The following is an 11,995-nucleotide window of genomic DNA, read 5'->3' as shown; positions in this document are numbered from 1 at the left end:
CGATTACATCGAGATGTTTTACAACCCAAAACGACGCCACAGTTTCAACAATCAGCTGTCACCGGTAGAGTTTGAAAAGCGTTACGCAGCGAGCCTGGAGAGTGTCTAGGAAACCCGGGGCGATTCAGGCCTTTTGGAAACTGATCGTACCCGTCAATTCTGATTGGCCGAAAAAACACTCTCATGAGCGACATCGATGCATCTTCGGCATGTGGAAAGCCTCTCTCGAGCTGCCCCCACATCTGCCTGGCCAAAGGTCTCAGTTCTAATCGGGCGCCGACTCGCGATGTATGCAGCCAAACCATGACTGCTGCTGCTTCTTGAAGGCGTCCTTCGGCCTGGAGGGTTTTGATCATCCCGCTGAGAGATGAAGGGGTCTCAGGGTTAATTGTATAAGCCACGATCGGATCGCTCAGGAGAAAACCTGCATCCTCCAGTCGATTTCTAGTATCGGTGGTCAGCGCTACCACCACGCCTATTTCGGCGCTGTCCATCTGGCTCAGCTGAGCGGTGAACGACGAAATCTCGCTTTCTTGAATGCGGAGGTAGCGAGATAGCTTCCATTTTGTGAATAAACCCATTTTTTTCATCCCTGACGAGTGATGTTCGACGTTGATTGGCGAGGACCTACGCCTACACGTAGCTGGCCAAGAGTGTGTTCCCGAGATGCGCCCTTGGGCTATTACATTTTGCTAACGGGCTGGTTAGACTGAGTGCCATTGCTGGTTGGATAGACAGTGTCTGGCTTCGAGCTTGGTTTTCGATAAGGGAGGGGGCATTGATGCAAGAATACATTTCGCTGGATGTATCCTGCTCTAATATCAAAGGCCGAAATCCCTCTCTGCTTGTATCTATTGCAGAACGATTGTCTTCAATTGTTCAGCCTGATGCAGAGTTTAATCCCGAAACTATTTACATAAAAGGTACCAAAAACGCTGTTTTAAATATTCCGGTTACTTATTCTAAGTTATCTGAATATTTTAGAAGTGCGACCGGTAGGTATGTACCAGTGTTGTTTGAAACTCCACAGGGGCCGATTGATTCAAATAAGGTCATGGTCAATCGGGAGTGGTTCGATCGGCAAGTGAGCGACGCTGAAAAGAAAGCTCGCTCGCTGGGTGGCGAGTTAATTCCAAATTATACAAGTGCGCCAAAAGGACAGGAGCGTCAGGCGCGAAGTCATCAACCCCCTGGTGGGCTAGCTCAGCTCTATAGTGACCCGGTAATCGTGCGCTCTCCCGAAGATCGGCTTGCTTTACTGGAGGCTGAAAACCGCCTTGCCGAGGCTGAGTCATTAATTGTCGAGCTCAAGGCTAAGGAGAAAGCTTCAGCCGATGATAGCCGAAATCTTTATAACGAGCTCCGAGCCAAGGATAGAAAAATTCAAGAAAAGGATGCGCAGATTGAGCGTTGAGCGCGGAGCTCGATGTGTTTTTGAATTGCTTCAACCCTGAAAATCCGCTTCACCCGAAAGGGCTGTACGAGGCTTTCCAGTGCTGGCAAGCGGTTACTGATAATGGAACTCGCGATCCGTCTGGTCCTGGGGGGAGAGGGGCTCAGAGTCTTGTTCTCGAATGGCTGAAATCTCGAGGGGAGCCTGATGTCGGTTCTATGAAGAAGTCTGGTTTGCGTATAAAGCGTCTGGCAGCCGTGATTGGCTGGCGCGGGAAGGGAAGCGGTGCAATCAGGTCAAAATAATAGGCTACCCATTCATGGGCCTTTATTTTTCTAGCTTTTGTCTTATCAGGCTGTCCGGCATTGCTGAATGGGTGACCTATTAGTGTAGGAAAGGTGCTGGCCTGTGTATAACTTTTGAATCAAGCTATACCTCGTTGATTAATCACGGGGCCAAAAATGCACTTCCATCACCAAAAGCTGGAGGGATTTTTCATTTTTCAAACGTTATCGCTTGTAGGCGCCATTATTACTGATGCCCTTCAGAAGGCTCTCGTACGCGCCAGGTATTTCGGCTTCAAGCTCTTCCACAAGCGACGGGTCCTGATCGAGCTTCATCTTCATGCCCATTATAACTATCAACTGAACCGCCTGATCGAAGGCTATTTTCTTGGTTTCAGCAAACTCTTCAATTTTGGAGATCATTTCGTCAGACAAACTGAGCGTAATTTCTTTTTTGCCGGGCGGCTTGAGGTCGTCCTTATGAACGTCAAGCGCCTCCGCCAGCTTCATCAGGACTTTGAGACGAGGTTGGGCCAAGTCCGATTCGTATCTGGATATCTGCGACCAAGAAATTCCCGCCTTAGAAGCAAGATCACGTTGAGTCATCGCTTTCTCTGCTCTGAGGCGAGCCAGGCGCTTTCCGAAGCTCTCGTTCATCTTTGTCAATTTATGGCTAATTCGTTGAAGTGAAATTACGCGGTGAGTGGCACGACGCAACAAAGACAACAAAAATGTTGACTAAAGCAACAAACGCAACAAACACAACAAGGCGCTTTATGTGACATCTCGATGGAGGAAGCAATGAAAACAGAAGAAACCAAGGTCGTTGGGATTCGACTAGAGATCCTGATGAGAAGTGCTCTAGCTGCTAAAGCCAAGGAAAATGACAGTAGCATGAGCAGGAAGATCGTCTATCGATTGAGGAAATCGTTGGAGCAGGAGGTGGACCGTGGGTAGGGGATCCATAAAAAAACCTCAGCGCCGGCCAGCGCTGAGGTTTGGATAACGTCAATCTTCTAGGAAAAACGTCATGAATAAGCATACCGAAGTAAACGAAAAACTCAATGCTGGCACCTTCAAGGGACCTGTGACCGTGGCGCTTTCGTTCGCGCGCTGCAACATTGAAGAGCAAGATTTGTATGGCGTCCGTCCAGGCGTTCCCGCTGTTGATGCTTTGAATCAGGCATCTTGCACTCTTCATAGCGTGAAAAAGGCTTTAGAAGACGCAGGTATGTCCGAGCTCATCGTCACCCCAAGCTAAGCACGGTTGTTACATATGGCAGTCGAGTCTGCTAAAGCTGCTATCGACTCCGTCGCCGAAGGCTTGGAGAAAACACGATGAATACGATATCGATTCAAGCAGAGAAGCGTTCTGAAGATGCGCCACGTTTTCCGCAAACGCAAAACGTGGCGCGGATGTCGTCTCGCCAAATTTCAGAACTGGTGGGTTCCCGTCACGACAAGGTGAAGCAGTCCATTGAAAGACTGGCTGAGCGTAGCGTCATCGTCCGCCCCCCAATGGGGGATGAACAGTTCAACGACGCACTGGGCCGTCCGCGCACAGAATCGGTTTATTATGTGAGCAAGCGCGACAGTTACGTCATCGTGGCCCAGCTTAGCCCTGAGTTTACGGCACGCCTGGTTGATCGCTGGCAGGAATTGGAAGAGCAAACGATCAAGCCAGCCTTCGACATTGCCAGCCTGAATGACCCCAAGGTGCTGCTCGCATTGTTGACTGACAACGTCCGCAAGGTCGTCGCCCTGGAAGCTGACAACACGGAGCTCTCGAAAGAGAACCACGAGCTGGAAGTGAAGGTGGAGCAGGACGCGCCAAAGGTGGCCTTTCACGACATGGTCGTTGTGTCGCATAAGACGTACAACGCCGCCCAGGCTGCAAAGCTCATTGGTACGGGCCGTACCAGATTACTGCATTTCATGCGGCAAAAGGGGTGGATCACTCGATCGAACGAACCGTATCAGGCGAAGATCGAGGCCGGTCTGCTGGATGTGAAGCTGGGCACCTTCGAGCATCCCATTCAGGGGACGATCCCGACATTCTCAACGTTGATTACCGGGAAGGGGCTGACGAAGTTAGAAGCTTTGTGGCGGGAGCGAGACGCTGATTTGTTAGCGCAGCAATAAGTAGAGCCCGGCCCAGTGCCGGGCTTTTCGTCAGAGCCTCAGTAATCCTCAATGGCGTGGCAGCGACTTGGCAGAGCGGCTACGCTTTTTAAATGTAAGCAACTTGCGTATACTTGTGCCTAATGAAAACAGTCTTCTTTGAAACGACAAGCTTCACCGCCACGGTAGGTGACTATCTGACTGACGATGAATATCGGCAGCTCCAGACGGAAATGCAGGCGAATCCTGAAGCCGGTGATGTAATGCCACGTACCGGTGGCTTCAGAAAGCTTCGCTGGCAGGACACTCGCCGCGGGAAGGGCAAGCGTGGTGGTCTTCGTGTGATTTATTACTGGCTGCTCAATGACGGCCAGTTCTGGATGTTTTCGATTTATGACAAGGATGAGATGGCGAACCTGACTGCTGCTCAGGAGAAGGCATTGAAGGCCGCTATAGATGCAGAGCTGAAAAAACGAGGTGGGAAATGAAAAAGAAGCGCGATCTGTTTGCTGAGCTGATGCAAGGCGTAAACGAGATGGGCGAGCACCGGCAGGGGAAGATCACACTTCGACAGTACGAAGTGGAGGCTCTTGCACCTCCAGAGGTGACGGCTGCTGAGATCGTTTCCATCCGTGAGAATCTTCACATGTCGCAGCCAGTGTTCGCCCGGCAAATCAGGACGAGCCCCGACACGCTGAAGAACTGGGAGCAATCGAAGTCCAAGCCAAATGCCCAGGCGGCGCTGCTGATTAAGTTGGTTCAGCGCTTCCCTGACATGGTTGAGCGACTCAACGCCGTTTGAATTGATGATTACCTTGAAGCCCGGCCAAGCGCCGGGCTTTCTGCATCTAGCTCAAGGCTTTTCAGCGTTGGCCTTCTCAAGCAGGGCAGCTATGCCCTCAAGCAGAACTAAGTCCGACTCCTTGAGTCTTCCCTTCGCCGCGGCCCTGGCGAGTTTCTCGATAACCGCAACTGCTCGCGGCGTGGCCTTGTCCTGAAGGGCCTGGTAAGCAGATGCCGCTTCTCGCACCACATCCTGACGAGTGTACTCACCCTCGATCAATGCCGGCCCGTGCCCGTTCGGGTTGACCAGCACACCAGGCGTGAGTCCGATTTTCTTCTCGAGGTTGAGCGCCGCCTTCTCGCCCAGAGAGCGGTGCCCATTGAGGATCTGTGACAAATACGAAGCGTCCAGATCGTGCTGGTCGGCGAAGTCTTTCTGGCTGAGTGGGCCGATTACACGCCGCAGCGCGTCGACCCGAAGAGTTTTGATATCCATAGGCGAATAGTGTCCCTGCGTTAGCAAACAGTAAATCATAAAATGCTATTGCTATTGAGATTAGCAAAATGTAATCTGGGCTTCTTTCGTAGGCATACATGACGCTACTCGAACTCATCCGGTCCCTCGACACACCTTCGATGGAGTCGTTGGCCAAGCGCAGCGGCACCAGTGCCGGGAACCTTAAACAGATCGCCCATGGCTTTCGCCGGGCGGGCCCAGGCCTCGCCATCAATCTTGAGCGGGAGTCGAGCAAGGCGGTTACCTGTGAAGAGCTCCGGCCCGATGTCGACTGGGCCTATCTGCGCAATTCAGGCCAAGAGCCAAATCTTTAATCCCGATTAATAGAAGCCCTGATTGGGGGCGCATATCTTCGCCCTGAGCTGAACGTGCCAAGCGGCGCCCGAGCAAAGCACCTAGAGTACGCCGTTGAGCATCAAGCGATCATCTGTTCGCGGGCACCCGCTGTGACGTGGTTCGTCGAAGATATCCGCAACCAAATCCCAGGCTGCGTCGGGGAGTTCGTACCGTTTGGCCATCGTGGGCTCCTGCCTTTGATGGTTGGGGACTTTACTGAATCTCAACGGCTATGGAATTCAAATTGGTTTCTGGGGATTTCGTACAGAACCTAGAGCCCGTTTTCTCTGTATCGTGGGCGAAGAAACCGCCAGGCAGGCCCAGCAAGCGAAAAGACTGCAGTGTATTCGTTGAATACGCTTAGCCGCGACAATCGATATATGCTACGGCCAAGAGAGCTTATGGTTTCACTTGTTTCGCAGAGCGCAAGGGATGCAATGTCGAGGATCTACACCTATCTGAACTCAATCAGCTCTGGTCAGCCGATCAATTTTGAGGCTTTCGCTAAGGAATTGAAGAAGCATGGCAAGGGTGCTGGCTATCTGTTCGATACGTTTTCAGCGTCGAAAATTGGAAAGAGCAACTATCAGGTGGCCGTCCTGCGTGAGGATCGCTTTGCGGAGCTGATTCGTGAACACGCTCTATCAGAATTTGCGGGTCGTATTGGTGCTGCTTTCGATGGAAATAGCCACGCAGCAGCAGTAAGCAGCTCGCTTTTGATAACACGAAGCGTGCTCCATCCTCATCCAAGCGTGGTTCTTCTGAGCAAGGATGGATGGGAAGCACCTAACACTCTCCAACCAGCGGCATTGCTGGTGGAAAATCTCGAGAACTTCCTAGCTCTCAAACAGACCGTCGACATCCTGGCCGACTGTGGCGTAGCTGAGCAAAGTGAAAATTTCGACGTCATCTTCAGCGCCGGTAATCAGATCACCAACAGGCTGAACATGCCATTCCTCAGCCAATATCAGAGGCTGTACTGCCTTTTTGATGTCGACTTAGGCGGGCTGATAATGTACCGAACCCTTCTCAAAGGGTTGCCAGACGGGCACCGGGTAGTGTTTGTGTACCCTGATGATATCGCTCACCGGTTAACCGCTTCCAAATACTCACTCAATCAGCAAACGAGACAAAATCTCCTTGAGTTTATTGGTCTATCCAAGGAAACCAATGAGCTGATCGGACTTATGCGAGACAGCCGAAAAGCGCTAGAGCAGGAAACCTATTTGATGTCGACAACGACAAGGGACTGATGATGTTGAGCGACTCATACGCGTTTCAGGACGTATACAAATTCCACAGGCTGATTTTTGTTAACAGTGCTGCCTATGCCTACACTGTAATCCGCGTGGACAAGCACACCGCTTTGTGTGGCCAGAACAACCTCGGAAAGACCTCGATGTTGAATGCATTGAAGCTTTTTTTGCTGCCACACGAGAACTTCAAGAGCTGCTCCAAGAAATTCGCCTTCAAGGGGCCGGCCGGGACCTACTACTCGACTGAGGCTAGCTTCAGCTACTACTTCCCGGAAAATCACTCCTTTATCATCCTCGAAGCGGAGAACATGCACGGCCCGTTCTGCCTGGTCCTGCACCGTGGGAATCGACCATTCTCATACGGCCGAATGGCAGTACCTTGCATATATACCGATATCCAGCACTTGTTTTGGGACCTTGAATCGCCCATCAATGGAGGCATGGGAGCACCAATAGACGGCATCTCACTTTCTGGTGTGCTTTCGGATCTCCGAGCTCGGGGCGGGGAGGCAATGAACGACGGTGCTGTCATTCGCCAGCGGCTCTTCGGTCAACAGGCTCTTAATCGTGAGGAGGGCCGATTCTGCTTGCTGCCTCTTAGGAATGGCGGTACAGCACGCGAGATCGACGCGTGGAAGATGCTAATCCACCTGGCCTTCGACATTGGGGCGAAGGACAACCGCACTCTGCCAGATACTATCGCCACGATCATCGAAGGGGATAAGGACCGGAAGAATGCAGAGCTGAGTGTCAGCCTGAGCGAGATCCTCGATGACTATGAGAACCTGAAAAAAGAAGGCGATCGCCTGGCGGACATAGAAAGCGCGCGGAGGTCTTGGGAGAGCTTTGATAGCCAGTTCCAACTGTTTGAGACGAAATCCGAACTGATCGTTCAGAGTATCGTCGATGTTGAGCATGCCTTGGCTGATAGGCAGTCCAGCATTCTTGATGATGTTAAGGCAGCATCCGAGAGATATCAGGCTCTTGATGTGGCTCACTCAGCTAAGAGACAGCACCACGGTCTGGTCAAGGCTGAGTATCTGAAGCTGGCTGGAGCACTGAGTCTCCGGCATAAGGATTTGGACGGTGTCCAAAAGCAGCTATTTAAGGTCAGCGAGATTCTTCGGCGTTACCCTGGCACAACAGAGCATGAGGTCCGCGAGCTCTTATCCGATCTCTCCGCAGAGTTGACCGCAGAGATCGAGACCCTGACAAACAAGGTTCAGAGCGCTGAGCAACTAGCCCAGGCGATCAGGAATAAGAACAGTCTTTCCCATCAGCGCGACCAACTCCGAAAAATTCTTGATGAACATGTGGAAACTGTTCTCGAGCAGGTCGATCGTCACAGTGCGTCGGTGCTGAGTAGCTTGAACTCGACGCTGTTCACCAAGCTAACTCCTCGACTCAACTCTGACCAGAAGCAAGCCATCAAAGAGTTTGGCTGCCTATTCCAGGAGCGAGGTTCTTTCATCAGCTTCCTGAGTCAGGAGACCTCATTTGGTTTCATGTCTTTCGATCCGACCAGAGCAAGGAAGCAGCACGAGCAAGACCTGATTAAACTGGATGACGATATCAAGGACTGTGATGATCTTATTCAGCGCCTAAACGATGACAGCAAGTTGACTGCTGAGCAGGCCAAGGATAAAGCCAAGAAGCTGACCCGCGAGCGGATTGAAACTGATGAAGAGGTTCAACTACTCAGTCGGCATGGCTACATGCGCGAGCAGCAGAAAGCATTGGAACTTGAGGTGGGGGAACAGACGGTAGAGTTGGCCAAGCTACATGAGAGTGTGGCGGATGCCGCCAGTGAGCTGGAGGACCTAGCGGTACAGGTTGAGCGCGCAAAAGACGTGCTCGCCAGGGTCCGGAAGGAAAACGAAGATCTGCGCAATTACCTTGAGCAGATCCGGAACGTAGCTGAGATCACTTTAGGATTCCTTTCGATCCGCGAAATGAAGCTGAAAGCTCGCGATACTTTCTTTCACCCTAGCCAGATCAAGGAGATTTCCCAGTTCGCTTCTGAGGTAGCCAAGAGCAGAGAAGCTCTGCAAGTGGCCTTGGATGAACTGCTGAAACGTAACTTGCTGGGCGAAGAGGGCAGAGACTTTGGCTACCATGCTTTCCATGACTTGAGTCGGATGCGTAGCTGTCGGAGAGCTTTCGCGGCGATGTTTGGCACCTTGGAAGGTGAGCAGCAGACCTACCAGGCCAAGGTCACCGCGCATAACTCGAATACCTCTATTCAAATCGACGAAATCAAACACGCCAGAAGGATGATCAAGGAGTTCGAGAAAGAGGTAGATGACCAGCTCTCGGAATTCATCGTGTCTGACCTCGAGGCGATCGAGATTTACTGCGTATTAAATCCCCATTTCGAAGAACTGTTGGTCGATATTGATTCCATAAACCTCATGACAACCGGGCTCCACGAGAAGCGCTTGTATGAACGGTTACGAGCTTTCTGTACCGAGTTCTTTGTTAACGGTGGCCGTCGGGGGACCACACTGGATATGAGCCTACTGATTGATCGGGTTGGATATCGGTACCGCAAGCGTGGGCATGACAAGTACACCGAAGAGGATCAATCCAACGGTACTACGGCAATGATTAACTGCCGCCTGCTATCGATCCTTCTGCGTAGGCTGCTGATTGCAAATACACAGATCTGTTTGCCATTGGTAATGGATGAGCTGTCGAATCTGAGCCACTTGAATCTGAAGGCTGCGCGTGGCATCGCTGAGTCAGAAGGGTTCGTGCTGTTCGGGGCAACGCCGGAGCCCACGTCTACTATCGCGAAAGTAATCGAAAACTACATCGACCTTTCGCATTTTCTCGCCACCGACAGGGCTTACAGCCACTTACGTCGAGTGATCTACACAGGTGAAAGCGAGTCGCTGAGAACAAAGAAAGATCCCGCCGATGCTGTTGCGGAGATCACTGCCGGATGATCGTTGCAGCAGACAAAACGGTCATGCTCATGATCGAGCATAAGCACATTTTTCTTGATCTTATCGACATCATGGATGAAGGCTCGGCTGGCGAAGAAGTGTCAACTCGTCTCTACGAGTCAAAAGTGATGAAGCTGCTTGATTCGCTGGGAGACAGTAAGTCCGATCGGCAAAAAATTGAAGCGGCCTTCGACGTGCGTAACCTCGTCCGGGCAAGCTTGATATTGCACCATGACACCAAGCGAGGAGTCATTGCCTTCGCCCCGTTTTTGATCGAGTTATTTCGTCACTTTGATAGATCGCGTCTTCGGCAGCTGAGTAGCGCCGAGCTTGAGGCGCTGTGCGATAGCTTCAATGATAGTCTTGAAAAGCTTCGCGATTTGACAGTGATTGAGCAGGGTAACGACACGTTCGAGGATGAGCTTAAGCTACTTCGGGAACGCATCCGCTACGCTCAAGGGAAGATCAAGGAGAACGTGGACAGTCTTCAGGGGCAGACTCTTCGCCTGGCGGAGATCGTCGAAGTGATGAGCCTTGAGAACCTCGACGAGGTGAAGCAGGCTCGCGGTGCTTTGCAGGCGATCACCCGAATCTACGGTAGGCATGTTCTCCCCACATTGCAGTTCCTCAACGAGAGGGAACCTCTGAAGAAAGGCCTACCGGCACTCACTGCCTTGCTGCGGATATCCGAGATGTTCCGCGATGCCAAGTTGCCAAAATTGGGTCAGCAGGTTCTCTATGCAGTGGCATCCATTCGCTCCTATCGCTACGACGTGGAGGTCATCAGCAAGTCTCTGCAGCGCTACGTGCATCAGAATGAACTTCAGCGTCGTGAGTACGACCAGGTTGAGAGTGTTTTCAACGATCTACTGGTTGCCTGTCGGGAGCTCCATGACGGGAAACTAAGGGGCAATCTCATCCCTAAAGATCATGAGGTACTGGAGCGTTTCTCTACCTTCAAAGGCATGAAGAGGCAGAGAGCCGATAGCAAGATTGAATGGCACAACGTAGACCATTGGCTTCACCTTCAGGAGCATCTGCGGAGTAGCCTGGATTCACTCAAAAATACCCGAGTAACAACAACGTCTGTTGAGCCGGTTGGAGAGGACGTGCTCAAAGCTAGGCGTGCTTCAGACGTGCGCCGAAAACTAATTGGAAGGCTGATAGATGAGTGGCCTGTTCAGGTCGGGCCTGACGCCCATGCGTCGCTTCACGCACATCTGGCCCAGCAGATCAGCGACTACGAAATTGCTGACCTAGTGGAAGGCATGTCTTGGCTAAAGCACCGAGAGGACATTGTGCTAACCCCTCGATTTCAGTTAGGGGTGATTGAGGACGACAGGCAGAAGTTGACCTATTACAAATTGAGGATCGAGGAGCAGGGTAGTGAGACAACAGCTTAGCCAAGCCATCTACAAAGAGTTGATGTCGGGGAAGGTGATCAACAAAGACACCTACGAGAATGGTGAAATAAAACCCAACCCGCTCTTCGAAGAGATGCTCAATAACTACGATCAGAGCTACAAGCCCTTGTACTTGAACATCGGGTTTGAGTTGGTGATGCGGAATGGCTTTATCTACATCCGTTCAGTCGAGCGCGATGAGGAGTACAGCGAGGTGGTCAGGAAAATACAGGTTCTGCTGTTGATCCTTGCTCGCGGACTGCATGAACAGGGCTACCAGCTAGATATTCTGCGCGACGGGGAAGCTGGTGTGTCTGATGGGATCATGGAGGAGATCGGGAAGGGAGAAGACAAACAAGATGTCATGTCTGCCAGCAACATGAAAGGGGAGGCTCTTACATCTGCAGTTAGGAAAAATCTCGAGCAGCGTGGGATCGCCTACAGGAATGCAAAAGGCAACCTGGTACTGACTCATGCTGGATTAGCGTTCTTTGACGACGTATTTAAGTACAGTAATGCTGAACCAGGTGCAGTTATGGTGGCTTGAGTTTCCGGCTTTATCAGTTGGTAGATGGTTTCTTTACCCTCCATCACATCCTCGACATAGATACCACCAATGCCTGGAGATGCTCAGAATTCAGCTCCATTAGGCCGTCATGCCGATTACTCGGCCAGGAAAACCTCCTCTGATGCAGACGCCGTGCCGCCAACCAAACGCCCAGTCCGTCGTGCACCAACACCTTCATGCGATTGCCTCGGCGGTTGGCAAAGAGATAAGCACTGAATCGTCCCCGGTTTAGTAGACGCTTTGAGTGCCTGCTTTTGGCTCATTGCCAGCGGCTGAGTCGCCGCTACTTTTTAAGACGTGCGACTGGCAACTGCTGGCCGACTTTTGCCGGTCATGATGGGCAGAAATTGAGCCAAATAGCGCGCTCGGCGATGTAATACGAAACT

Annotated in this window: 14 protein-coding genes and 2 pseudogenes; 12 read left to right on the top strand and 4 right to left on the bottom strand. The window is 51.7% G+C overall.

From position 1 onward, the window contains the following. On the top strand, positions 1 to 109 hold a 109-nt coding region (locus ABX75_RS29200), incomplete at its 5' end, for an IS3 family transposase (RefSeq protein WP_138762977.1). Positions 110 to 781: 672 nt separating this feature from the next. Then, complete coding sequence (locus ABX75_RS29195) at positions 782 to 1,414, top strand: hypothetical protein (RefSeq protein ID WP_143506428.1); 633 nt, start codon at positions 782 to 784, stop codon at positions 1,412 to 1,414. A 488-nt stretch (positions 1,415 to 1,902) separates the two neighbouring features. On the opposite strand, the gene ABX75_RS28110 is transcribed toward ABX75_RS29195, so the two are convergent. Continuing rightward, on the bottom strand, positions 1,903 to 2,334 hold the full coding sequence (locus ABX75_RS28110; protein WP_052202228.1) for a helix-turn-helix domain-containing protein: 432 nt from the start codon (positions 2,332 to 2,334) through the stop codon (positions 1,903 to 1,905). A gap of 144 nt (positions 2,335 to 2,478) precedes the next feature. On the opposite strand from ABX75_RS28110, the gene ABX75_RS29495 reads away from it, so the two are divergent. The 5 genes from ABX75_RS29495 (at position 2,479) to ABX75_RS21710 (ending at position 4,600) form a co-directional block, all read left to right on the top strand. Beyond that, positions 2,479 to 2,634 (top strand): hypothetical protein, encoded by a 156-nt coding sequence (locus ABX75_RS29495; protein WP_177329704.1) that lies wholly within the window; start codon positions 2,479 to 2,481, stop codon positions 2,632 to 2,634. A gap of 73 nt (positions 2,635 to 2,707) precedes the next feature. Continuing rightward, positions 2,708 to 2,938, top strand: a complete 231-nt coding sequence (locus tag ABX75_RS21725; protein ID WP_236238667.1) for a DUF3077 domain-containing protein — start codon at positions 2,708 to 2,710, stop codon at positions 2,936 to 2,938. A gap of 77 nt (positions 2,939 to 3,015) precedes the next feature. Next, positions 3,016 to 3,819: a phage antirepressor KilAC domain-containing protein gene (locus ABX75_RS21720; RefSeq protein ID WP_034099050.1), complete on the top strand. Its 804-nt coding sequence runs from the start codon at positions 3,016 to 3,018 to the stop codon at positions 3,817 to 3,819. A gap of 122 nt (positions 3,820 to 3,941) precedes the next feature. Beyond that, complete coding sequence (locus ABX75_RS21715; protein WP_034099048.1) at positions 3,942 to 4,286, top strand: toxin; 345 nt, start codon at positions 3,942 to 3,944, stop codon at positions 4,284 to 4,286. After that, the gene (locus ABX75_RS21710; protein ID WP_034099046.1) at positions 4,283 to 4,600 is read left to right on the top strand and encodes a DNA-binding transcriptional regulator; all 318 of its coding nucleotides are present in this window, start codon (positions 4,283 to 4,285) and stop codon (positions 4,598 to 4,600) included. Before ABX75_RS21715 ends, ABX75_RS21710 begins: the two co-directional genes overlap by 4 nt. A gap of 51 nt (positions 4,601 to 4,651) precedes the next feature. Here the strand turns inward: ABX75_RS21710 and ABX75_RS21705 are convergent, their stop codons facing one another. Continuing rightward, on the bottom strand, positions 4,652 to 5,077 hold the full coding sequence (locus ABX75_RS21705; protein ID WP_005789662.1) for a helix-turn-helix domain-containing protein: 426 nt from the start codon (positions 5,075 to 5,077) through the stop codon (positions 4,652 to 4,654). Positions 5,078 to 5,175: 98 nt separating this feature from the next. On the opposite strand from ABX75_RS21705, the gene ABX75_RS21700 reads away from it, so the two are divergent. Beyond that, positions 5,176 to 5,412: a YdaS family helix-turn-helix protein gene (locus ABX75_RS21700; RefSeq protein ID WP_047882632.1), complete on the top strand. Its 237-nt coding sequence runs from the start codon at positions 5,176 to 5,178 to the stop codon at positions 5,410 to 5,412. A gap of 84 nt (positions 5,413 to 5,496) precedes the next feature. Here ABX75_RS21700 and ABX75_RS29780 read toward each other — a convergent pair. Continuing rightward, positions 5,497 to 5,616: pseudogene (locus ABX75_RS29780) on the bottom strand (IS5/IS1182 family transposase); the annotation flags it as partial. Positions 5,617 to 5,835: 219 nt separating this feature from the next. Between ABX75_RS29780 and ABX75_RS21690 the strand changes: the two are divergent. From ABX75_RS21690 to ABX75_RS21675, 4 genes are read left to right on the top strand one after another with little or no spacing between them, the layout of a single operon-like run. Further along, positions 5,836 to 6,687, top strand: a complete 852-nt coding sequence (locus tag ABX75_RS21690) for a hypothetical protein (RefSeq protein ID WP_047882631.1) — start codon at positions 5,836 to 5,838, stop codon at positions 6,685 to 6,687. Continuing rightward, a complete protein-coding gene (locus ABX75_RS21685; RefSeq protein WP_047882630.1) occupies positions 6,687 to 9,638 on the top strand; it encodes a hypothetical protein in 2,952 nt (983 codons plus the stop codon). Before ABX75_RS21690 ends, ABX75_RS21685 begins: the two co-directional genes overlap by 1 nt. Beyond that, positions 9,635 to 11,041 carry a hypothetical protein gene (locus tag ABX75_RS21680; RefSeq protein ID WP_034099037.1) on the top strand — a complete coding sequence of 469 codons (1,407 nt, stop codon included), beginning with the start codon at positions 9,635 to 9,637 and terminating at the stop codon, positions 11,039 to 11,041. The genes ABX75_RS21685 and ABX75_RS21680 overlap by 4 nt, the downstream gene beginning before the upstream one ends. Continuing rightward, positions 11,025 to 11,588: a hypothetical protein gene (locus ABX75_RS21675; RefSeq protein WP_034099035.1), complete on the top strand. Its 564-nt coding sequence runs from the start codon at positions 11,025 to 11,027 to the stop codon at positions 11,586 to 11,588. The genes ABX75_RS21680 and ABX75_RS21675 overlap by 17 nt, the downstream gene beginning before the upstream one ends. A 43-nt stretch (positions 11,589 to 11,631) precedes the next feature. Here the strand turns inward: ABX75_RS21675 and tnpB are convergent. Beyond that, positions 11,632 to 11,811, bottom strand: a pseudogene (gene tnpB / locus ABX75_RS30085) (IS66 family insertion sequence element accessory protein TnpB); the annotation flags it as partial. Positions 11,812 to 11,995 lie beyond the last annotated feature (184 nt).

Origin of the sequence: Pseudomonas sp. ARP3 (genome assembly GCF_001029595.1) — a bacterium.
Lineage (GTDB): Bacteria > Pseudomonadota > Gammaproteobacteria > Pseudomonadales > Pseudomonadaceae > Aquipseudomonas > Aquipseudomonas rhodesiae.
This window is presented reverse-complemented; position numbering and strand designations above follow the sequence as displayed.

What these genes read in the sequence shown, in the direction of transcription:
- ABX75_RS29195 (WP_143506428.1), top strand. Translation starts at nt 782, where the DNA reads ATGCAAGAATACATTTCGCTGGATGTATCCTGCTCTAATATCAAAGGC.
- ABX75_RS28110 (WP_052202228.1), bottom strand. Translation starts at nt 2,334, where the DNA reads ATGAACGAGAGCTTCGGAAAGCGCCTGGCTCGCCTCAGAGCAGAGAAA.
- ABX75_RS29495 (WP_177329704.1), top strand. Translation starts at nt 2,479, where the DNA reads ATGAAAACAGAAGAAACCAAGGTCGTTGGGATTCGACTAGAGATCCTG.
- ABX75_RS21725 (WP_236238667.1), top strand. Translation starts at nt 2,708, where the DNA reads ATGAATAAGCATACCGAAGTAAACGAAAAACTCAATGCTGGCACCTTC.
- ABX75_RS21720 (WP_034099050.1), top strand. Translation starts at nt 3,016, where the DNA reads ATGAATACGATATCGATTCAAGCAGAGAAGCGTTCTGAAGATGCGCCA.
- ABX75_RS21715 (WP_034099048.1), top strand. Translation starts at nt 3,942, where the DNA reads ATGAAAACAGTCTTCTTTGAAACGACAAGCTTCACCGCCACGGTAGGT.
- ABX75_RS21710 (WP_034099046.1), top strand. Translation starts at nt 4,283, where the DNA reads ATGAAAAAGAAGCGCGATCTGTTTGCTGAGCTGATGCAAGGCGTAAAC.
- ABX75_RS21705 (WP_005789662.1), bottom strand. Translation starts at nt 5,077, where the DNA reads ATGGATATCAAAACTCTTCGGGTCGACGCGCTGCGGCGTGTAATCGGC.
- ABX75_RS21700 (WP_047882632.1), top strand. Translation starts at nt 5,176, where the DNA reads ATGACGCTACTCGAACTCATCCGGTCCCTCGACACACCTTCGATGGAG.
- ABX75_RS21690 (WP_047882631.1), top strand. Translation starts at nt 5,836, where the DNA reads ATGGTTTCACTTGTTTCGCAGAGCGCAAGGGATGCAATGTCGAGGATC.
- ABX75_RS21685 (WP_047882630.1), top strand. Translation starts at nt 6,687, where the DNA reads ATGATGTTGAGCGACTCATACGCGTTTCAGGACGTATACAAATTCCAC.
- ABX75_RS21680 (WP_034099037.1), top strand. Translation starts at nt 9,635, where the DNA reads ATGATCGTTGCAGCAGACAAAACGGTCATGCTCATGATCGAGCATAAG.